Origin of the sequence: Paraburkholderia sp. BR13439, from assembly GCF_040948805.1 — a bacterium.
GTDB lineage: Bacteria > Pseudomonadota > Gammaproteobacteria > Burkholderiales > Burkholderiaceae > Paraburkholderia > Paraburkholderia youngii.
The window spans coordinates 583,320-604,856 of record NZ_JBFPKN010000002.1 but is presented as its reverse complement, the minus strand read 5'-3'; the positions used below and the strand labels follow the sequence as shown (position 1 = coordinate 604,856).

The following is a 21,537-nucleotide window of genomic DNA, read 5'->3' as shown; positions in this document are numbered from 1 at the left end:
CACAACGCGCTGGCCCGGCTACGCCATCAGTCAGCGCAAGCGCAAATGCATCGAGCAGGTCTTTGGCTGGAGCAAGACGGTCGGCAGGATTCGGCAGGTGATGTATCGAGGGCTGCAGCGAGTTGACCAACTCTTCCTGTTGACTCAGGCGGCCTACAACTTGACTCGCATGCGCACGCTCGCCGCAAAAGCGACGTAGGAGCGAAATTCGGCGAGAAGATGACATTGGCTCCACCCGAATTGAGGGCATCCGGCATCAAATCGAAATGAACCAACCTCGCGCGACGGCTCGTTGGAACGATGAGCCGCGCATCAGTGAGGTGTATTTCAACAGCCTGCTAGTGCTTTTCCAGGGAAGGCGACCTGGTTTCGAGGGACAACGAATCCTCCGGGGCCGGGTTCGTTCCCGCAAACGCTTCGCGATAAGCGGCTGGCGTCGTCTGCTTCACGGCGCGGAATTGCCGGTTGAAGTTGGCGACGTTCGGAAACCCCGATCGCGAAGCAATGAGGGAGACCGGCCACGACGTCGTGGCGAGCATCCGGCACGCGTGGCCGATGCGCACCCGATTCAGGTATTTGCCGACGCTCTCGCCCAGATGCTGAACGAAGTACCGGTTGAGCGTGCGCTCGGACAGCGTCGCCGCTTCGGCCAGTTCCTGCAGCGTCAGGCGCTCGGCAAAACGTGCGTCGATGACGCTCAACGCGCGATTCAGGCGTTCGGGTTCGTGGCCCGACGGCCGGCCCACCTGCCCCTGGTTGAAGGCGGCCGGGGAAGCGAGTGGCGTCGCGTCCCTGTCGGCCAGTCCGCACAACAGATCGAGCGCGGCGCTCAAGCGCTGCCTCGGCGATTTGGATAGCAGGGCTTCAAGTTGCTGACTCACTGCCAATCCGGCTTCCGATGAAAAGGCGAGGCCGGATGCGCCCCGGCGCAAGAGCGTGCGGAGCGGTTCGTATTCTGGGCAGCAGTCCGCGATCCGTCTGGCCCAGTCGCCGCTAAACCAGATCACGATCGCCACCTGCGGTGCCGCAGCGTCGATCGACTTGTTCGAGGCCCATGTATGGGGCAGATCCGGCGGAACGAGCACCAGGTCGTTGCCTTCATAGTCGGCGACCGAATCACCGATGTATCGCTTGCCACGGCTATTCATCGTCAGCGTAAGTTCGTACTCCGGATGGTGATGCCATTCGAACGGGATGCGGGCGAGCTTACGGTGATAGACCCGGATGGAACATCCGGCATCCATCGTGACGTGTTCGTATGCTGGTTTCATGGCCGGATACGCGAAGAGATTGTCCAAATTGTATCTCTTCTCGAGCACGACGGCGGCTAAGATTTGGACACTGCAGCACACGCGGAGACGCATCATGGAATCCCTGCACATTGAAGATCTGCCGGCGGCGATCCGGTCGGTGAAGAAGCAGCTGCGCCAGAGACTTCCCAACTACAGGGAAGTGTTCGAGCAGGTCGACGCCGAAATCAGGCGCAAGGTCGAGGTGATTGCGCAGGAGCGCCAGCACGGCGACGCGGTGATCCCCGAGATCCAGTATGCGGACATTGCTGAAGGACGCGTGAGCGCAGCAACGATTGCGACGATCAAGGACCGTGGCGCGTGTGTCGTGCGCGGTGTGTTCAGCGCGGAACGCGCCGGGGCGTGGGACGAAGAAATCGCGCAGTACGTCGAGCGTAATCGCCTCGACGACAAACTCGCCCACCGGGCCGAGGACAAGTTTTTCGGCACCCTCGCATCGAGCAAGCCGCAAATTTATGGCATTTACTGGTCTGGTCCTCAAGTGGAGGCACGTCAGTCTGCCGAACTCACTGAGACACGCGTCTTCCTGAACAGGCTCTGGAAGTGGGAGAGTGAAGGCCGGATTCACTTTGATCCGGACAGGGTTCCGGTCTACGCGGGCCGCCTGCGCCGGCGTCCTCCGGGTTCTGAGTCGTTGGGGCTCTCCGCACATTGCGATGGCGGGTCGGTGGAGCGCTGGCTCGATGACAACTTCCGGTGCGTCTATCGGCACGTCTTCAGCGGCGACTGGCGCCGGTACGATGCGTTCGACGCGGCATGGCGGCCGCAAGCCCGGGAGATTCGTTCCCCGACTGTATGTTCGATGTTCCGCACTTTCCAGGGGTGGACCGCGCTCACTCCGCAGGGGCCAGGCGACGGCACCTTGCAGCTGGTGCCGATCGCGAACGCAATGGTGTACGTGTTGTTGCGGGCGCTTCAGGACGACGTCTCAGACGACGATCTATGTGGCGCAATGCCGGGCCGCGCCCTGTCGATCGATGCAAAGTGGCATGCACCGTTGCACGAAGCGCTTTCGTCGATTCCATTGATGCAGGCCGGCGACACCGTGTTCTGGCACAGCGATGTAATTCATGCAGTCGAGGACGCCCATCGTGGAACCGGATACAGCAACGTGATGTACATCGCGGCGGCACCCGGCTGCGCGAAAAATGACGAATACCTGAAACGGCAACTGCCGACCTTCCTGAGAGGCGAAAGCCCGCCCGATTTTCCGGCCGACAACTTCGAGACCGATTTCGTCGGCCGGGCAACCGAAGCCAGCCTGACGGATCTGGGCAAAACACAGCTCGGATTCGATCTCTGATCCGGCAACCCGGTCCGTAGCATCCCACGCGCGGCGAGCCACGCGAGGTCAGACTCGCACCGTGAAATCGTCACGACGAGCACGGCGCGGTCAATAGAAGATAGGGAGACTGCAATGCACGCCGACGTCGTCATCATCGGTTCGGGTGTAGGAGGGAGCGCCGTTGCGTGGCAACTGGCGCAGACGGACGCGCGCGTGCTGGTCATCGAACGCGGCGAAAATCTGCCGCGGGAGTTGGAGAACTGGGATGCCGAGGCCGTATTTGGGCAGCTTCGTTACCGGACGCGCGAAACCTGGCTGGACCGCGTGGGCCGACGGTATCGCCCAGGTCAATACTATTTCGTTGGCGGGCACACGAAATTCTTCGGGACGGCGATGTTTCGATTCAGAGAGGCGGATTTCGGGGAGGTGCAGCACGAAGAGGGCATTTCCCCCGCATGGCCGATCTCGTACGCCGACCTGGAACCCTACTACGACCTTGCCGAATCGCTGTTTGGAATCAGGGGAGACTCGAGCGCCGATCCGACGGAGCCGCCTCATTCTCGACCCTATCCGCATCCTCCGGTACCGGACGAACCGGCGATTGCGAGGCTGCGTCACGACTTCGAACGCCAGGGGCTGCATCCCTTCCATATGCCGACCTCTATCGATCTGGGCTCAGGGGGAGGCTGCATTCGTTGCGGGACCTGCGATGCCTTTCCTTGCCGCATCGATGTAAAGGGCGACGCGGAAAAATGCCTGTTGCGTCCGGCTCTGAGGCGCGGTTCAGTCACACTCATGACGGGCGCACGCGTCACCCGCCTGGTCACGGACGCGACGGGGAAAAGGATCGTATCGGCGGAAGTCGAAGCGCGCGAAGGGCGCAAGACTGTGACCGGCGATACCTTCATTCTCTCTGCCGGCGCAATCAACAGCGCCGCCTTGTTGCTCGCGTCGGCCAATTCACGTATGCCGCGGGGACTCGCGAACTCGTCGGGTAGTGTGGGGCGGTATTACATGAACCACAACTGCACGGCAATACTCGCGATCGACCCACGCCACGTGAACGACACCCGGTTTCCGAAAACGCTGTCCGTCAACGACTTCTATTTTGCTGGAAAACACGACGAGTGGCCGCTTGGCAATATCCAGATGCTCGGGAAGATTCGCGAAGCGATGCTGCGTGGCGCGATGCCCTACATGCCGAAGCGGGCGCTTCGATATCTGAGTGAGCACAGTGTCGATCTGTATGCGATGTCCGAGGATCTGCCGGATCACGATAGCCGGATCGAACTGACGGAGCAGGGCGAGATCAGGCTTCTGTGGAAACGCACGAATCTGAAGCCACATGCGCGACTTGTCAGCGAGACGAAGAAAATACTGCGTCGCTCAGGATTCCCTTTGGTCGTGAGCCGCCGATTTGGTGAAGACACGCCGTCGCATCAATGCGGCACAGTGCGCTTTGGCGACGATCCGGCGTCGTCGCCGCTGGATCCGCTGTGCAAGGCATACGACCACGACAACCTTTACGTAGTCGATGCCGGTTTCTTTCCATCGTCCGCCGCCTTGAATCCGGCGTTGACGATCGCTGCCCAGGCGTTGCGCGTGGGGGAATCACTGTGTCGCAGTCTTGGGCCGCCGGCCATTGCAAACCGGATTGTTGAACCGACCTGAAAGGAGACGGAAGATGGGAACTGCTGTTCAATGGGCGCTAGTCGGCGCCAGCACGATTGCAGAAGAATGGATGATCAACGCCATACGCGCTCAACCCGACGGAGCGATAAAGGCCATCGTCAGTGGCGACCTTGCGCGCGCCCGGCAGTTCGCGGACAAACATGCGATTCCGCAAGCGAGCGCGGACCTGAACGAAGTGCTTGCAGACCCGCAGATCGACGCGATCTATATCAGCAGCACCAACGAGAAGCATTTGCCACAGGTTCTCGCCGCGGCTGCCGCGGGCAAGCATGTTCTCTGTGAGAAGCCGCTCGCGCTCACTACCGACGACGCACGACAGATGATCGAAGCGTGTGGCAGTCATCAGGTCGTACTCGCAACCAATCACCATCTGCGCTGCGCGGCCACGCATCGACGCATGCGCGATCTGATCCGGGCAGGCGCGATCGGCACGCCGCTGTTTGCGCGCGTCTTTCACGCGGTGTCGTTGCCGCCGCACTTGCGCGGCTGGCGTATCGAACGGCCAGAGGCCGGCGGCGGCGTCGTGCTCGACATCTCGGTACACGATGTCGATACATTGCGCTTCCTGCTCGACGCCGAACCTGTCGAAGTGAGTGCCATGACCACGTCCGGCGGTTTGGGACAGGCGGGGCTCGCGGACGGCGTGATGGGCATCATCCGCTTCGATAATGGGGTGCTTGCGCAGATCCACGATGCGTTTACCGTTCCCTTCGCGCCGACGGGACTCGAGGTGCACGGTGCTGAAGGCTCACTGATCGGGCGTGATGTGATGACCCAGCGGCCCGTCGGGGAAGTCACGCTGCGTACCGCACGAGGCGAAGAGCGGATCGAGGTCTCGCATGGTGACCTGTATGTCGCCGGGGTCGCCCAGTTTCATCGCGCCGTGACGGCAAATGAGAGTCCGGCTGCGAGCGGCCGTGATGGATATGTGTCTCTCGCTACGGCGCGCGCGCTCCAGGCTTCCGCCGTCAGCCGTAGCCACGTGACTGTTGCATCTCCGGACTTGCGATAAACAGACGGCCGTTCTGATGCGACGACAGGGGGCGCAAGGCCACGCGATAGATGTGCCGCCCACTGTGTTGTACATGCTATTGCGTCAATCCGCGCGCCAGTGTCTCGCCTCTACATCCTTGTCTGATCCCCTTGTCGGAGAAGAGCCGCGCAGGTCGCGACTGGGCGACTGGCTGAATCGGGTCGAACAGTACGCACACGTTAAACTCGGCAGCAGTCGATAGTCGCCGGCCAGCCGCCGGTCGGCTCAGTTAGGCAGTTGTGACCTGACGGTATCGCAGACGGTATCAACCTCCGAAGTGAACTGGAGATGCATGGTTTAGACGATCTTTGTTAAGCAGGCGGTGCTGATTTTCCGATGCGGCCCACCCAAGGCCGTTGAGTGCCGGGCGGGAATGTCGGTATCGCTGACGGTATTGGCGGGCGCCATGGGGCCCGTGTCAGGCCCAGCGTTGGGTTTGCGGTGGGCAGTTGCTAATCGAGTGGGGATTCGCGGTCATCGGTATGCGCATTCGTGAGCGACATATCGTGCGAACCGCGGTCAATCGACTGCGCCACTTGCCGGCGTTGTTCTGCATAGTCCGTCGATATAGTCCGCCCACTCTTGCATCACGCGGCGACGATCGTCGTCGAAAGTTGTTCTGTCATAAGCCTTCTGTATGTCACCTCGTTTTGCATGCGCGAGTTGCGCTTCCAGGACGTCGATGTCGATGCCGAGTCGCTCCCGGCCAACGGTCCGCAGCATGCCCCGGAATCCGTGCGTAGCGTGCTTTCCTTTGAATCCCATCTCGCGCAAAGCCTTGCTTAACGCGTCTCGATGTAAATGCGGCGTTTTCTGGCGAGCGGGAGATGGAAACACATAGTGTCCGCGGCCTGTGAGCGACTGCAACTCGCCGAGCAACGTAACCGCTTGCTTAGGTAAGGGCACAATATGGTCGTGGCGCATCTTCATTCGTACGGCCAGAACATGCCATTCGCCCGCTTTCAGGTCAATTTCGTCCCACGGTGCGGCTGCGATCACTCCGGGGCGTAAGCCCGTGAGCATGGTCAGTTTCAGTGCGGCCCTGGTGATTGGTGACTTATAGGTATTGATGGCTTGCACCAGCGGGACGATATCCGTGGGTTTCGTAATCGCCGGGATGTGGCCTTTCTCGTGTCGCGGGATGACGCCGCGCAGCGACAACGGAACACCGTCCTCCCGCAGGCTATGGTGGATCGCGTACGTCACGATGCCGCCCACGTATTGGCGTGCCTTGGTTGCGAGGTTGGGAGCATGCTCCGCTATTGCTTCCAACACCGGTTTGACTTCCGATGTCGCGAGCGTCGAAATGGGCTTGTTGCGTAGTGGCGGGATCAGGTATTGCCGAACTACGAACTCCGCCTTGCGGTAAGTCTCGACGGCCCACTCCTTGCGCTTGAACGCGAGCCAATTCTCCGCGACGAGATGGAACGCCCCTTCAGCGGCTCGTTTGCGTGCAGCGGCTTCGGCTCTGCGGTGCTCGACTGGATCAGTACCATCACGCACGAGACTACGCGTGATCGCAGCGGACTTGCGCGCGTCGACGAGTGCAACTTCGGGATAGGGACCAAGACTGAGAAAATTTTCTTTGCCAGTACTCGGGCGGCGATAACGGAGCAGCCACGTTTTGCTTCCGTCCGGCCAGATGCGTAAGGCAAGCCCGTTCCCGTCTGAGAGCAGGTAAGGGCGCTTGCGCGGTTTGGCGACGCGAAATACGACTTCGGACCTCGGTTCGGCGCGTTTGGGCATCGCTCGGCACCTCGATTCCGTGTATACGCAAGAGTATACGCAAAAATCGCTGATGCCGCCGGTATATGGCGGTTGCCAGCGGAAACAAAAAACCCCGTAAGACCTTGATCTTACGGGGTTTCTCGGACTACTTCAGCTTTCGCCGGAACAACTGTTGGTGCCCAGGAGAGGACTCGAACCTCCACGGTGTTGCCACCGCTAGGACCTGAACCTAGTGCGTCTACCAATTCCGCCACCTGGGCACGTCTTCAAGCTAGACCGCTATTTTAGCAAGATGATTAAGTTTGTCAATCTCTGCTTCACACAAACTTGCTTTTCTCATCCGCCGGGTTGAACGCGCAGCGAAGTGATGCAACCGCTACCGAACCACCGTCCTGCTGATCCGGCAATCGAAATAGGAACAGCGATTTCGATTGCCAGGCCTTACACAAAAAAGAGAGCCGCCAGAAGGCGGCTCTACTTTCGAATCTGGTGCCCAAGAGAGGACTCGAACCTCCACAGTGTTGCCACCGCTAGGACCTGAACCTAGTGCGTCTACCAATTTCGCCACCTGGGCAGGTGATGAACTGCAAAGACCGCCATTATAGCGACCGATTCCGACCTGTCAAGCGATTTGCCGAACGCGTTTGAACCTCGCGGCGAGCCGGCGCACGACGCGTCCGAACCACCGGCGCAGGCCCGCGTGGCGCCCGACACGGGTGTTAGAATGCCTCGCAGTAGTTCGTTGGCACGATGCACATCCGGTGTCGCGACGCGAGTGTCGACATGCGATCAGCCAGACGCGCGTCGGCCTCGCGTTGAACGAGCCGAACCCAGGCAGTTTCCTGTGCTAATCGCAGTAGAGCAGTCGAGCAGAAGAGCAGCAAGCAGCAGGTGTAATGACCGAGGCAGCGCAGCCGCCTTACAGATGCAGCCGAGCGCAACTGCGCGCATTAAGCAAACGCCTTCCAGGCCGGACCACATCGCCGACCGACGTCCATGCAACGAGAAAAAATCATCGACAAGCCCTTGAGCAAATTTCCGTATCCGATTCCAAGCCGCGAAGAAATCCTCGGCGTGCTGCGCACGAGTGAAACGCCGCTTGCCGCGAACGACATCGCCGAAGCCCTGTCGATCAAGCGCCAGGAGCGCGAAGGATTTTTCAAGCGTCTCGGCGCGATGGAGCGCGACGGCCAGATCCGGCTCGATCAGCGCAATCTCTATCAACTGACTCATCCGTCGAACTTCGTCGCGGGCCGCGTGCAGGGCCATCGCGACGGCTACGGTTTCTTGATTCGCGACGACGGCCAGGACGACCTGTTCCTGCCCAACGGCGAGATGCAGAAGGTCATGCACAACGACCGCGTGCTCGCGCGCATCGTCGGCTATGACCGGCGTGGGCGGCCCGAAGGGCACATCGTCGAGGTCACGGACCGCGCGAACAAGCGCGTGATCGGGCGTCTGCTCAACGAGAACGGCGCGCTGATCGTCGCGCCCGAAGACAAGCGCATCGGCCACGACATCCTGATCACGCAGAACACCCGCAAGGCGAAGGTCGGCCAGGTCGTGGTGGTCGAGCTGACCGATTTCCCGAGCCGTCATTCGCAGCCGCTCGGCCGCGTGGTCGAAGTGCTCGGCGATATCGACGACCCCGGCATGGAAATCGAAATCGCGGTGCGCAAGTACGGCGTGCCGCACGAATTCAGCGAGGCCGCGCTCGGCGAAGCGGCCAAGCTGCCCGACGAAGTGCGCCCGGCCGACATCCGCCATCGCGTCGATCTGCGCGACGTGCCGCTCGTCACGATCGACGGCGAGGACGCGCGCGACTTCGACGACGCCGTCTATTGCGAGCCGGTCAAGGTGGGCCGCGGCGACGGCTTCCGCCTGATCGTCGCGATCGCGGACGTGTCGCATTACGTGCTGCCGCAAAGCGGGCTCGACACCGACGCGATCGAGCGCAGCACGTCGGTGTATTTCCCGCGCCGCGTGATCCCGATGCTGCCGGAGAAGCTGTCGAACGGACTGTGCTCGCTGAATCCGCAAGTCGACCGCTGCGTGCTCGTGTGCGACATGATCGTCACCGCGCGTGGCGACGTGAAGGCGTATCAGTTCTATCCGGGCGTCATGCATTCGGCCGCGCGGCTCACGTACACCGAAGTCGCCGCGGTGCTGACAAACACCAAGGGTCCGGAAGCGACCCGCCGCGCCGCATTGCTGCCGCAACTGCAGAATCTGTATGGCGTCTACAAGGCGCTGTTCGCGGCGCGCCAGAAGCGCGGCGCGATCGACTTCGATACGACGGAGACGTACATCGTCTGCAACGCGCAGGGCAAGATCGAGCAGATCGTGCCGCGCACGCGCAACGACGCGCACAAGCTGATCGAGGAATGCATGCTGGCCGCGAACGTGTGCGCGGCGGATTTCCTGAAGCGCAACAAACACCCGGGCCTGTTCCGCGTGCATGCGGGTCCGAGCGCGGAAAAGCTCGAGAACCTGCGCACGTTCCTGCGCGGCATGGGCCTGACGCTCGGCGGCGGCGACACGCCGCACGCGAGCGACTACGCCGCACTGATGGCGCAGATCCGCGACCGGCCCGACGCCTCGATGCTGCAGACGATGCTGCTGCGCTCGATGCAGCAGGCGGTCTACAGCCCCGACAACATCGGCCACTTCGGTCTCGCCTACGAGGCCTACGCTCACTTCACGAGCCCGATTCGTCGCTATCCGGACCTGCTCACGCATCGCGCGATCTACGCGATCCTGCAAGGCCGCAAGTATCAGCCGCAGCCGCCGCACGGCGTCGAGCTCAATACGGCGCTGTCGCCGCGCGCCCGCGCGATGCAGCAGGCCGACGAGGAAAAGCGCGGTGCCCGCGCTCGCACGAACAACGTGGCGATCTGGGAAGAACTCGGGCTGCACTGCTCGGCCAACGAGCGCCGCGCGGACGAAGCATCGCGCGACGTCGAAGCGTGGCTCAAGTGCTATTTCATGCGCGACAAGCTCGGCGAAGAGTATGGCGGCATGGTCAACGGCGTCACGTCGTTTGGCATCTTCGTGCAGCTCGATTCGCTGTTCATCGAAGGTCTCGTGCATGTGACCGAACTCGGCTCGGACTACTTCCAGTACGACGAGATCAGGAACGAGCTGCGCGGCGAGCGCACCGGCATTCGCTACCGGCTGTCGGATCGTGTGCGCGTGCAGGTGAGCCGCGTCGATCTCGACGCACGCAAGATCGACTTCCGTCTCGTGCGCGATACGCCGATCAAGCCGCCTGCGGCGCGCGGTATGGCGGCGGACAAGGGTGACGGCGCTGGGCCGCGAGTGCGCGTGTTGCCGTCGGCGGAAAGCGGCGCGTCGGTGCCGGGGCCGCGGCGCAAGAAAGCCGCGCCCGCGCAGAGCGTGGCGGTCAAGGAAGCGCGCGCCGCGCGCGGCGCGGCGAGGAAGCATGGCGTCGCGAGCAAGGCGGCGTCGAAGCAGGCACGCAAGAAGCGCTGAGGCTTTCACAGCGCCGGGACCGCGCGCAGCGGGCACGTGAACGCGTGCCGGTTGCGCGCGGTCTGCCTTTTGGTTTCATCTTCATCACAGTGGCGCGCGTTGAATGCGCGTCCAATCAAAGGTTGTTCAGTCATGGCACGTCATAAGGTTTTATACGGTTTCCACGCAGTGACCGCGCGTATCCGGCACGATGCGTCGACGGTCGAGGATGTCTATTACGACGCGACGCGCAAGGACCGTCGTATGACCGAATTCCTGCAGGCCGCGAAGGACGCGGGCGTGCGTCTGATCGCCGCCGACGAAACCCGTCTGTGGGGTCTCGCGCGCACCGAGCGCCATCAAGGCGTGGTCGCACGCGCGGGCGATCTGCCGCTCGCGCAGAACCTCGCCGAACTGCTCGACGGGATCAGCGGTTCGCCACTGATTCTCGTGCTCGACGGCGTGACCGATCCGCACAATCTCGGCGCCTGCCTGCGCGTCGCCGACGCGGCCGGCGCGCATGCGGTGATCGCGCCGCGCGATCGCGCGGTGGGACTGAACGCGACTGCCGCGAAGGTCGCGAGCGGCGCGGCCGACACGGTGCCGTACATCACGGTCACGAATCTGGCGCGCGCGCTGCGCGAACTGAAGGATGCGGGCGTCTGGGTGGTCGGCACGGCCGGCGACGCGCAGAAAAGCGTCTACGAAACGGAACTCGACGGGCCGGTGGCGCTCGTGATGGGCGCGGAAGGCGAGGGCATGCGGCGTCTGACGCGTGAAACCTGCGACGTCGTCATGAACATTCCGATGGCGGGGACGGTGGAGAGTTTGAATGTGTCCGTGGCCAGCGGGGTGTGTCTGTTTGAAGCGGTGCGGCAGCGGGCGGTGAAGAAGTAGTTCTTCTGTCGTCGTTCTTGTTGTTGGTCGATTGATGGCGCCCGGAACGCGGTGGTGGTTTCGGGCGCTTTGTTTTGCGTGCAAGGGATTGGCTATTCACGCAACAGGTTACGTAGTGAGAATTCTCGCTAATTCATCGAAGAAGGTGCTGGTTGTATATCCCCATAAAACGGGATCGAAATCATATCCACACGCCTCATCGAATTTTTCATCCAGTTTTTCACCTGCTTCCTGCCTGAATTTCTCTATTTCGGCCAACGTATCCCGGAGCTCTTCGGGCGAACTGTCTCTCTTGAAGCAGGAGACTATCTCCTCCAGAGTCTCTCCCCAAAGGTCCGAGTCCTGATTGAGATAGCCGCCAAACAATGCATAGAATTGTGGGTACGATGTTTCGTCGATCATTTCAGTAAGTACGATGTCCATTCCGCGGCCGCCAAGTCCGGAAACGACGATACTACTCTTCTCTCCGATTCCAATCGCAGCCTCTCGCGCAACTGCGCCTCAGTCCTCCCCACATGCTTCAGTATCGTATGCCCGCCGATCCGGCTACCGGCTTTGGCCTCATGCGCATGCAGACGAATCCGCCCCATCGTAGTCCGCGCGACGCGCGCGGGCTCTGATCGAGCCGATGAGTCCGAACGGCACCGCGATATCGATCGACACGCCAATCTGATTAGCCACGTCCGGGCGGGCTTTCAGCGACTCGGCGAGCCTCGTCGCGCTCCGCTGCGTTAGCGTGGCGGTGTCCTCGCCCGTCAGCATCTGACGCAGACCAGCCGCCGCCGTGTCCGAGCCGTGCACGCCGAACACCACGCAGCCGGCCTTGCTTGCCATCGTCGGTTCAGGCAGCACGCATAGCGCTGCCGCTCCGACCATCTCCGCTACGCCTGCGGCGACCGGCAGGCCGCCCCAGAGCCGGTTGGACAGCATCTCAGCCTGGCTGATGGATCCGCGCGTCAATACGGCGGCCAATTGCGGCGCGCTGAGCACCACACGCACGCCATCTCCATTGTTTTCCTGCGACATTCCAGAATCCTCTGTGGTCTTGCGGGCCCAAAAACTAGCAAGCACCACAGCGGTTCGATATGGGCGATGGATGATTCTTGTGACTCAATATGTGAAAAGCTGTCCGGCAAATCAGCGGGCTACACGGCACAAAGCGCGCCCAAACCGAACCCTCCCTCCGCCACTCCGGTAAACTATCGGTTTTTCACGCTTTTCCCGCCTCTCCCATGACTCAAGACGAACTCAAGCAACTGGTCGGCCAGGCCGCCGCCGATTACGTGAACGCCAACGTGCCGCAAGGCTCGGTGATCGGCGTCGGCACGGGCTCCACCGCGAACTGCTTCATCGACGCGCTGGCCGCCACCAAATCCCGCTATCGCGGCGCGGTGTCGAGTTCGCTCGCCACCACCGCGCGGCTGCAATCGCACGGCTTCAAGGTGCTCGACCTGAACGAGATCGACTCGCTGCCGGTGTACGTCGACGGCGCCGACGAAATCGATCGCAGCGGTGCGATGATCAAGGGCGGCGGCGGCGCTCTCACGCGCGAGAAGATCGTCGCGTCGGTGTCGGAAGTATTCGTCTGCATCGCGGATGCGAGCAAGGTCGTGGAGACGCTCGGCAAGTTCCCGCTGCCGATCGAAGTCGTGCCGATGGCGCGTACCGCGATCGGCCGTCGCGTGACGGCGCTCGGCGGCGTGCCCGTCGTGCGCGTGACGAAAGAAGGCGCGCCGTTCATCACCGACAACGGCAACGAGATCATCGACGTAAAGGGCTTGAGCATCAGCGACCCGCGCACGCTCGAGGCGCATATCAACGCATGGCCCGGCGTCGTCACGGTCGGCCTGTTCGCGGGCCGCGGCGCGAATCTGTGCCTGCTCGGCACCGACACCGGCGTGCAAACGATCACGTACGGCCAGAATTAAGCGACTGCATTTCTGTTCGCTCTGACGCGTGTGAACCGTTCCAGCGGTTCACACGCGTTTTTTATTGCGCTCGCCCACCGCGGCGGCGATCGCGCACACCTGGCGGAAAATGCCTGGGCCCGCGCGCAGACCATTCGCCGTCGATGCTAGCCGCGCGCGATGCCCGCCACGTCAGGTGCCATTCGTCCGCGCAGCGCTCCGATCGCAACGCGTGGCCAGGACTAGCAAGAAGAGGTGACGACGAAAACGTCAGCCGTGGTGCACGGACGAAACCTCAGCAATCAAGCCGTGATTTTGCAGACGCAAACGGACTCTGCGAATTACTCGCGAACTGTCGCACGTCGAATGTGTGCACGCGCACGCACAGTCAGAAACGTGGCACATACACTCTTCTCTAAGGCCAGGTGGCGTTTCGTGACAGATAGGGCGGAATATGAAAGTGGCGATCGTGCACGATTGGCTGGTCGCTCCCGGCGGCGCCGAGAAAGTGCTCGGGCAGATCATCGAGTGCTTTCCCGACGCCGATGTTTTCAGCGTCGTCGATTTTCTCGAAGATCGCACGCCGCTAGCCGGTAAGCCGGTCACCACGTCGTTCATACAACGCCTGCCGTTTGCGCGCACCCGGTATCGCGCCTATTTGCCGTTGATGCCGCTTGCCGTCGAACGGTTCGATCTGTCGAACTATGACCTGATCATAAGCAGTTCTTGCGCGGTCGCGAAGGGCGTACTGGTCGGCCCACATCAGACGCACATCAGCTACGTGCATTCGCTGATGCGCTATGCGTGGGATCTGCAGCATCAGTATCTGCGCGACGCGAATCTGCTGCGCGGACCGAAGTCGTGGGCCGCGCGGGTGTTGCTGCATTATCTGCGCGGCTGGGACGCGCAGTCGACGAATGGTGTCGATCGTCTGATCGCGAATTCGCAATCGGTCGCGCGGCGCATGCTGAAAACCTATCGGCGCGATGCCGCAGTGATTCCGCCGCCCGTCGACGTGAACGAATTCGAACTGCGCGCCGAGAAAGACGATTTCTATCTGAGCGTGTCGCGGATGGTGCCGCATCAACGCATCGATCTGATCGTCGAGACGTTCAACGCGACGCCGCAGCGCAAGCTGATCGTGATCGGCGATGGGCCGCAGATGGCGTCGATTCGCGCGAAAGCCGGACCGAACGTGACGGTCCTCGGTTATCAGCCATTTGGCCTACTGAAGGATTATCTGGCGCGCGCGCGAGCCTTCGTGTTCGCCGCCGAGGAAGATTTCGGCATCGTGCCGCTCGAAGCGCAGGCCTGCGGCACGCCGGTCATTGCGTTCGCCAAGGGCGGGGCGCTCGAAACGGTCGTGCCGGTCGGCGACCCGCATCCGACCGGCGTTTTCTTCGCGCGTCAGACGGCGGTGTCGCTGCTCGAGGCGGTCAACCGCTTCGAGCGGCTGGGCGCGTACATCACGCCGGCGGCCTGCCGCGCGAATGCCGAACGGTTTTCGTCTCAGGTGTTCCGGCGAGCGTTCATGGCCGAGGTTACGCGCACGATTGCGGCGGTCGCTCAGGGTCTGCCGGCGGCGGAACTGGGGGAGCAGGTGACGTGGGCGGAGTCCGATCTCGCGACCCGGGAACTCGGCATCGCCAGCGACACGGCGCCGAAAAGCAGGTGGAGGCAATGAGGTGAGGGTTTTTCGCTGTTCTCGCCTCGTGGAGTTTTCGATAGGAGAAGGAAGGGTTTTCGTCGTCATGCAGTGATTTCGCAACAGGCAGTAACGAGCCGTTCTGACCAACGCGTCCGGGCGGCTATTGGTGTGGGCGCGTCCGCTTCGCGCTTTGTGTCGGCAGTGCGTATCGCGTATCGCGCGAAACGCACCGCGCGTGCAAGGCGAGCCGCGGCCGGCCATTGTCAAGCAAGCAGGACTGGACTTCAAAAAACGACATCGGGGTGCGCGCCACGCGCTACGGGCGAGATATTCGCTGGCGCGGCATGCCTCGCGTGGCCATAACGACCTGAAGCAGACGTTCGCTATCGTGACCGCTGAATCACCTCACTGCGAAGTTCGCAGTGCTGGCAATTCGGCGTGCCACGGCGATTCACTACAACAGGCAGTCGTCATTCGCGCGTCACTGATTAACGCGCCGACGGCTTTTGGACGAGGACGAATTTAAACTCATGAATGCCGATCGCCTTCCGGGACCTTTTCCCGACATTGCCGCAACCTGGGCTGCGCTTAAGAGCCAGTTGCCGATCACGCCGATTCGCACCGAAGAGGATTATCACCAGATGGTGCGCATCGCAAACTCGCTGTCCGATCATCTAAGTGGCGACGAAAACGATCCACTCGCGGATCTGCACGCGATCGTGAAGGAGCTGGTCGGTCACTGGCAAGCGCGCAACCTGGCGATTCCAAAAGCGGAGCCGCGCGAGGTCCTGCGCCATTTGCTGGCCACGCATGGTCTCAAGCAGAAGGATCTGGCCGGCATCGCGTCGCCGACCGTGGTCAGCGATATTCTCGCGGGGCGCCGCGCGATCAGCAAGAAAGTCGCCAAGGCGCTCGCGGTACGGTTTCAGACCGACGTCAGCCAGTTCCTGTAGCGGCGGTGTCGCGCGGCGGGTCCGTCCATGACGGAGTCCGTCGCGGCTCTTTGTCTTGCGTCAACGATGGCGGCTGTCGATCGGGCCGCCGGAGTTGGCGTTTCCATTTGCAGCGCGCCGCGGCGCCGGCACGATGACCGGCACTCTCGGAAGCGATCCGCTCGATCGCATGATCAGAACGCGTTGCGGCCGACGAAGCCCTTGAAAACCGTGATGAAGACGATCTTGATGTCGAACCAGAACGACCAGTTCTGGATATAGAAGAGATCGAATTTGACGCGCGCTTCCATCTTCTCGACCTTGGCGGTCGCGCCGCGATAGCCGTTGACCTGGGCCCAGCCGGTGATGCCGGGCTTGATGCGGTAGCGGTGCATGTAGCCGTACACCTGGTCTTTGTACAGATCATCGTGTTCGATCGCATGCGGGCGCGGACCCACCACCGACATCTGACCGAGCAGCACGTTCAGAAACTGCGGCAGCTCGTCGAGACTCGTGCGGCGCATGAAGCTGCCGAGCTTCGTCACGCGCGAGTCGTTGCGGGTCGCCTGCGTGATCTGGCCGTGCTCTTCCCGGTGCACGGTCATCGAGCGGAACTTGTAGATGCAGAACGGCTGACCATCGACGCCCTTGCGGATCTGCCGGAAAAACACGGGTCCCGGCGACGTGAGCTTGATGCCGATCGCGAGCACGACGAACACCGGCGCGAGTGCGAACAGCGCTAGCGCGGCGAACAGGCGGTCGAACATCAGCTTGGGCCACATCTGCGGCGGCGAGAACGGCGTCGCGCTCAGATTCAGCGTCGGCAAACCGACGACATCGACGATCGCGTGATTGAACAGCGACAGACCGCGCACGTCGGGAATGAAGCGCAGATTGACGAAGTCGTGTCTGAAGGTGCGCGTGAAGCGGTAGATCGTGTGTTCTTCGCAAAGTGGCAACGCGAGCCACACTTCGTTGACGCGTTCGTCGCGCACCTTCGTCGCGAACGCTTCCAGATCGGTCAGCACGGGCAGGCGGGCCAGACGCGCGCCATACGCGTCGCGGCCTGCCACGCTAGTGTCGAACACGCACACCGGCTTGAAGCCCGCTTGCGGCGCATGCTCGAGATGCGCGAGCAGCGTGCGCGCAAAGCCCGGTGCGCCGACGATCGCGACGGTGCGCGCGTTCATCCCGCGGCGGCGCACGAAGCGCAGCACCACGTGCATGATGCAGCGGGTCGCAATGATCAGCGCGCCGGAGATCAGCGTCGAATATCCGAACCATAGGCGCGACACCGCATCCATCCGATGCAGCGTGAACGCGAGCACGAGCGAGGTCGCGACCACCACGACCCACGCGGCGGCGATTCTCGCGAGCACTGGCGCGAGCGCGTTGCCGCGCCACGTCTCATAGGCGCCGAAGCCCGGAAACAGCAGCAGAACCAGCACACAGTTGAACGCAATCAGAAGGCGCTCGGTATCGCCTAACGCGATTGGCGCGGGAAAGCGGATCGAGTGGGCTAGCAGACCGCCTGCAATCACGAAGAGCACGTCGAGACATCGAGAAGTAGCCCTAAACATAGGCAAATCGACCCCGGTCATCGAACGGCGTCCCGCTTATTCGACAGTCTCCGCCTGGCGCAGGCGCGGCAGCAGACGATCGAATTCGCGTTTCACGAGGCCGTAGCATTCGCACGCGCGGGCTTCGAGGCCCTTGCGGTCGAGCACCTTGATATGACCGCGGCTATGATGGATCAGGCCTTCGTCGTGCAGCTTGCCGGCCGCTTCGGTGATGCCTTCGCGGCGCACGCCGAGCATGTCGGCGATCAGCTGCTGCGTGACGGTCAGATCGTTCGACGCGACGCGATCCACTTCGATCAGCAGCCAGCGGCACAGTTGCTTGTTGAGCGCGTGATGGCGGTTGCACGCGGCGGTCTGCGCGACCTGGGTCAGAAGCGCGTGCATATACAGCAGCATCAGGCGGCGCAGAAAGTCGGACCGCGCGAACTGCTGCTTGAGCGCCTGCGCGCTCATCCGGTAGGCGAAGCCCGCGCATTGCACCTGCACGCGGTTGGGCATGGTTTCGCCGCCCGTCAGGACCGGCACGCCGGTCATGCCTTCGCGGCCGACCGCGGCGATCTCGACGGAGCTGCCGTCTTCCATCGTCGAGAGCATCGAGATGATCGCGGTGGTGGGGAAGTAAACATGATGGATCCGTTGACCCGAGTCGCACAGCAGCTGCTCGGTGCGCAGATGAACCAGTTCCAGGTGGGGGGCCAGCGCTTGCCATTCGTGCGAAGGCAATGCGCCCAGCAGATGGTTACCGTGCAAATCGGATTGAAGTGTCAACATGATCGGTCCTCGCATGAAAGCCGCGCCGCGCGCGACTCTCTCCGTTTATTTGATCCGATGCCCGCATCCTCGGGACAGGGCTGCCCGGCGGGCAGCTAGGACGACCAGCATCGGCCCCGTTATAGGCCTGTCTGCCACCGCCTCTGTTGTTGCGCTCGTGTGCGGTGGCACTCTGTTGCGTGAAGGTAATAGCGAGGACCGTGCCAACATCAGGGAAAACGTGTGCTGATGCGGCGCAGCGAACAAACCCGGAGTGCGTCGGGAGGGGAAAAGCGGCTTTTTGTTTCAGTTCTGCACACCCCCTCCGGATGGGGAATGCATCGTATGAAAGCTTTGGGTTTCGGGGAATCCCTTGATATCAAAGGCTTCGCGGCCAAAAACAGGCGGGCTGTCGAAGCTGTCTCAGATTTGAACCTGGCGCCGCATGCACGTTTTGAAGCGCTCGACCTGAAGTGTCGGAAATGATTCAGAAGTGTTAAATGAAGTGCGTACGCTGTCGCACGCGAAGCCTTTCAGAGCCCCTAACAGTCGCGTTCGAGCCAACAGTGACTGCGCGGAGCAGACAGTTCGAGAGGTGCGAAGCGGGCTCTGGCGCGCCTCGCGGGCCTGCGACTAGTTCGGAACCACCACTAGCCGTAAAAGATGGCGGAAAGCGCATTGGTCGCGCGGACTTCCCCTTGGGGCGCCGCGCTTGTTTCATCCACTTTAAAGGCCGCGTTTGATGCAGGAGCAACGACTTCTTGCGGCGACGCGGCGAACGCGGTCGGCAACAGCGGTTCGAGCGGAAGCAGCGGCACGACACAGCGCCGGTGCGGCGCGAGATGGAACCAGTCGCGCGTCGCGCGATAGTGCGGGTCAATGATATGAACGAAGCGCGCAAAGCGCTTCGTTTCGATCGCGAGCTGCCAGCCGTTGCCGTCGCCACGACGTTCGACCTGAACGGTCATACCGAGGTCATCTCTTGCGTGCACGCTACGCTCGGGCAGATGAAACGCCTCGGACACGATCTCGCCGCTCTCGGCATCGTATAACGTTGCAATCGTGACATCGTGCGCGCGCGGGCCGAAGCGGTACGCATGCGTCAGATCGAAGAACTGGCCGAGCAGCGTGGCCGCGTTGATGCGTTGCAGGCTGCGCGGCGCAAGCGTCAGCGCGCTGCGCGCGGACGTGACCTTCACGCTGCCGTCGCGCAGACAGACCAGTTCGAGTTCGCCGCTAAACGTTTGCGCGCGCTCGTTGATCAGATGGATATCAAGGCCGTTCAGGCCTTCGTCGGTCAGCGTGACCTGCAACGGCTGCAGTGTCTGCGCGAAGCCGTGCAGCGCGCTTTTCGGCCGTCCCGTCGCGTCGATCACGCCCCAGCCCGCGCCCGCGCGCAGGTCCTGCAACTGCCACACGAGGCCGCCGCCGCACGGTGAGCCCGCGCGCCGCCACTCGGCGAACACGTCGCTGATCAGATCGGCAACCACCGCGCGCGACAGATCCAGATAGCGCGCCGTGTCTTCATAGCGCAAGCGCGCCGGCTCGACGCCGTAAAGCGCCTGCAGATAATGATCGCGCACGTCGTCGAAATCCCAGCCTGCGCCGGCGTCGCGCGGCACGGCGGCTTTCCAGCGCGGGTCGTGCGTGTGGATCGTGCCGAGCGCGTCGTGCAGCGTCGCGTCGTCGGGTACGTTGGCGAATGCCAGGCATTCGGCGGCGAAGCGCACCTGCGCGCGCCGCACGTCGGCGAGCGGCCGCTGATACGCGCCGACGCCGTAGTAGTGCGTGACGCCCTCGTTAGTCGAAAACGGCCACGCGCCGCCCGATGGCGAATTGCTGACATAGGGCACGTCCGCGCGTTCGCGCGCGACGAGCGCGGGCAGCAGCTCGGTAAACAACGGTTGCGCGCGCCGCGCCGCGGGCAGTCCCAACATCGCCGCCTGCTGATCGACCTCGCTGCCCCCGCATAGCACCGCGAGCGACGCGAAGCGACGCGTGCGGGTCAGGAACTGGCTCGCTTCGCGCTCGATCAGTGCGCTGAATGCGGCATCGTTCGGGTAGTCGAAATTCGCCAACGCGAAGTCCTGCCAGATCAGCAGGCCGTACTCATCGGCGAGCGCATAAAACAGATCTGATTCATAGAGCATCGTGCCGCCGACGCGCAGCATGTTCATGCCGGCGGCGCGCGCGAGCTCGAACGTATGGCGCAATTGCGCTTCGGTGCCTCCTAGCGTGACGAGATCGGCGCTGGTCCAGCACGCGCCGCGACAGAACACGGGCACCTCATTCACGCGCAAGGTAAAGCCCGCAGCATCGGCGCCGCGATCCACTTCGATACGACGAAAGCCGATCGAGCCCAGAGATTGGCTGATCACGTTGCCGTCGGCGAGTTGCAACGTCAGAGGATATAAAGCGGGCTCTCCGTGCGTGTGCGGCCACCAGCGTTTCACATCGGGCACGCGCACGTCGCCGGTGAGTGTATATGCATCGTGCCATTGCAAACACGAAACATGGTTGCCGCACGCAAGTGTCGCGCGGCAGGCGGCGACGTCGTGGGGGTGTACGAAACGTAACGTCAACGAAACAACCCCATCGTCATGCTCGAGCCGGCTCGTCAGATCAATCGTGTCGAATGCATGCGGCGCGTCGCCGAGCATCTCGACTGGACGCCACGGCCCGACCGCCTGGATCGACGGACACCAGCCGGGCATATGGCCGAGCAGCGTGGTGCGCACGTTGCGAAGCGTCGGCGGCGACACGAGGCGTGGCCGCCAGCGCGCACGCGAGCGTTTGGCCGCCAGCGCCGGCGTCAGCGAGCGAAAGCACAGCACGAGCGTCGCACGGCCATTCAGTTCGATATCCACATCATGGGCGATGAACATCGATGCGCAATCGAGCCGCTTCACATCGTCGAGCCACACTTGCGCGAGCGTCGCGAGTCCATGAAAGCGCAGGCGGCGCCGACCGGTGCCGATCAGCGTGACGCGATACCAGTGATCGTCGAACGCGAGCGGTGGCGGGTGATCGACATCGAGCAGACCGGCGGCGCGCCGCGCGCTCGCGACGGTGCCGGGCACGGGCGCGGCGAGCCAGCCTTGCGCGGGCAGATCGGCCGGTGATGCATAGGCGTTGGGTGGGGTGCTCAGACAAGCCCAGCCGGTGTCGAGCCGTCGTGGCCATAGGGAGAGCGCGCCGTCCGCGCGCGGACGGCCGGCGCCGCCCTCGTCAGCCGCCGGATCGAGTGTCGATACATCCACGGTCAATTCCCGGAAAAACTGCGCGGCGCGAGGCACGCGCATCA

General features: G+C 62.6%; 15 protein-coding genes, 2 tRNA genes and 1 pseudogene. 9 read left to right on the top strand and 9 right to left on the bottom strand.

Going from position 1 to position 21,537, the window contains the following annotated elements; genetic code table 11:
- Nucleotides 1-199, top strand: a 199-nt coding sequence (locus AB3X96_RS06715) for a transposase (protein WP_368589058.1), incomplete at its 5' end; no start/stop codon positions are given.
- 139 nt (nucleotides 200-338) lie between these two features.
- On the opposite strand, the gene AB3X96_RS06710 is transcribed toward AB3X96_RS06715, so the two are convergent.
- Nucleotides 339-1,271 (bottom strand): helix-turn-helix domain-containing protein, encoded by a 933-nt coding sequence (locus tag AB3X96_RS06710; RefSeq protein ID WP_184225925.1) that lies wholly within the window; start codon nucleotides 1,269-1,271, stop codon nucleotides 339-341.
- Between the two features lie 94 nt (nucleotides 1,272-1,365).
- Here AB3X96_RS06710 and AB3X96_RS06705 point away from each other — a divergent pair, with 94 nt between their 5' ends.
- From AB3X96_RS06705 to AB3X96_RS06695, 3 genes are all read left to right on the top strand, one after another.
- The gene (locus AB3X96_RS06705; RefSeq protein ID WP_368589057.1) at nucleotides 1,366-2,613 is read left to right on the top strand and encodes a DUF1479 domain-containing protein; all 1,248 of its coding nucleotides are present in this window, start codon (nucleotides 1,366-1,368) and stop codon (nucleotides 2,611-2,613) included.
- Between the two features lie 114 nt (nucleotides 2,614-2,727).
- Entirely contained in the window at nucleotides 2,728-4,266 is a 1,539-nt protein-coding gene (locus tag AB3X96_RS06700; protein ID WP_368589056.1) for an FAD-dependent oxidoreductase, read from the top strand.
- A gap of 13 nt (nucleotides 4,267-4,279) precedes the next feature.
- On the top strand, nucleotides 4,280-5,299 hold the full coding sequence (locus AB3X96_RS06695) for a Gfo/Idh/MocA family protein (RefSeq protein ID WP_368589055.1): 1,020 nt from the start codon (nucleotides 4,280-4,282) through the stop codon (nucleotides 5,297-5,299).
- A 540-nt stretch (nucleotides 5,300-5,839) separates the two neighbouring features.
- Here AB3X96_RS06695 and AB3X96_RS06690 read toward each other — a convergent pair.
- From AB3X96_RS06690 to AB3X96_RS06680, 3 genes are all read right to left on the bottom strand, one after another.
- A complete protein-coding gene (locus tag AB3X96_RS06690) occupies nucleotides 5,840-7,066 on the bottom strand; it encodes an integrase arm-type DNA-binding domain-containing protein (RefSeq protein ID WP_184225769.1) in 1,227 nt (408 codons plus the stop codon).
- Nucleotides 7,067-7,221: 155 nt separating this feature from the next.
- Nucleotides 7,222-7,308: transfer RNA gene (locus tag AB3X96_RS06685), tRNA-Leu, on the bottom strand.
- Nucleotides 7,309-7,535: 227 nt separating this feature from the next.
- Nucleotides 7,536-7,622 (bottom strand) — tRNA-Leu (locus tag AB3X96_RS06680).
- 422 nt (nucleotides 7,623-8,044) lie between these two features.
- Here AB3X96_RS06680 and rnr point away from each other — a divergent pair.
- Nucleotides 8,045-10,540 (top strand): ribonuclease R, encoded by a 2,496-nt coding sequence (rnr, locus tag AB3X96_RS06675; protein ID WP_368589054.1) that lies wholly within the window; start codon nucleotides 8,045-8,047, stop codon nucleotides 10,538-10,540.
- Nucleotides 10,541-10,672: 132 nt separating this feature from the next.
- Entirely contained in the window at nucleotides 10,673-11,416 is a 744-nt protein-coding gene (gene rlmB, locus AB3X96_RS06670; protein ID WP_013089240.1) for a 23S rRNA (guanosine(2251)-2'-O)-methyltransferase RlmB, read from the top strand.
- Nucleotides 11,417-11,524: 108 nt separating this feature from the next.
- Here the strand turns inward: rlmB and AB3X96_RS06665 are convergent, their stop codons facing one another.
- On the bottom strand, nucleotides 11,525-11,839 hold the full coding sequence (locus AB3X96_RS06665; protein ID WP_368589053.1) for a contact-dependent growth inhibition system immunity protein: 315 nt from the start codon (nucleotides 11,837-11,839) through the stop codon (nucleotides 11,525-11,527).
- Nucleotides 11,836-12,442: pseudogene (locus tag AB3X96_RS06660) on the bottom strand (RNase A-like domain-containing protein); the annotation flags it as partial. The gene AB3X96_RS06665 and the pseudogene AB3X96_RS06660, both read right to left, overlap by 4 nt.
- Before the next feature lie 206 nt (nucleotides 12,443-12,648).
- On the opposite strand from AB3X96_RS06660, the gene rpiA reads away from it, so the two are divergent.
- The 3 genes from rpiA (at nucleotide 12,649) to AB3X96_RS06645 (ending at nucleotide 15,924) form a co-directional block, all read left to right on the top strand.
- On the top strand, nucleotides 12,649-13,344 hold the full coding sequence (gene rpiA / locus AB3X96_RS06655; RefSeq protein WP_176367874.1) for a ribose-5-phosphate isomerase RpiA: 696 nt from the start codon (nucleotides 12,649-12,651) through the stop codon (nucleotides 13,342-13,344).
- 433 nt (nucleotides 13,345-13,777) lie between these two features.
- On the top strand, nucleotides 13,778-15,007 hold the full coding sequence (locus tag AB3X96_RS06650) for a glycosyltransferase (protein ID WP_368589052.1): 1,230 nt from the start codon (nucleotides 13,778-13,780) through the stop codon (nucleotides 15,005-15,007).
- 494 nt (nucleotides 15,008-15,501) lie between these two features.
- A complete protein-coding gene (locus AB3X96_RS06645; protein ID WP_368589051.1) occupies nucleotides 15,502-15,924 on the top strand; it encodes a type II toxin-antitoxin system HigA family antitoxin in 423 nt (140 codons plus the stop codon).
- Nucleotides 15,925-16,097: 173 nt separating this feature from the next.
- Here AB3X96_RS06645 and AB3X96_RS06640 read toward each other — a convergent pair whose 3' ends face one another.
- The 3 genes from AB3X96_RS06640 to AB3X96_RS06630 all read right to left on the bottom strand — a co-directional run bounded on the left by AB3X96_RS06640 (nucleotide 16,098) and on the right by AB3X96_RS06630 (nucleotide 21,535).
- Complete coding sequence (locus AB3X96_RS06640; RefSeq protein WP_368589050.1) at nucleotides 16,098-17,483, bottom strand: undecaprenyl-phosphate glucose phosphotransferase; 1,386 nt, start codon at nucleotides 17,481-17,483, stop codon at nucleotides 16,098-16,100.
- Nucleotides 17,484-17,519: 36 nt separating this feature from the next.
- The gene (locus AB3X96_RS06635; RefSeq protein WP_006048767.1) at nucleotides 17,520-18,254 is read right to left on the bottom strand and encodes a Crp/Fnr family transcriptional regulator; all 735 of its coding nucleotides are present in this window, start codon (nucleotides 18,252-18,254) and stop codon (nucleotides 17,520-17,522) included.
- A gap of 629 nt (nucleotides 18,255-18,883) precedes the next feature.
- Nucleotides 18,884-21,535: a glycoside hydrolase family 2 protein gene (locus tag AB3X96_RS06630; RefSeq protein WP_368589049.1), complete on the bottom strand. Its 2,652-nt coding sequence runs from the start codon at nucleotides 21,533-21,535 to the stop codon at nucleotides 18,884-18,886.
- Between the last annotated feature and the right edge of the window lie 2 nt (nucleotides 21,536-21,537).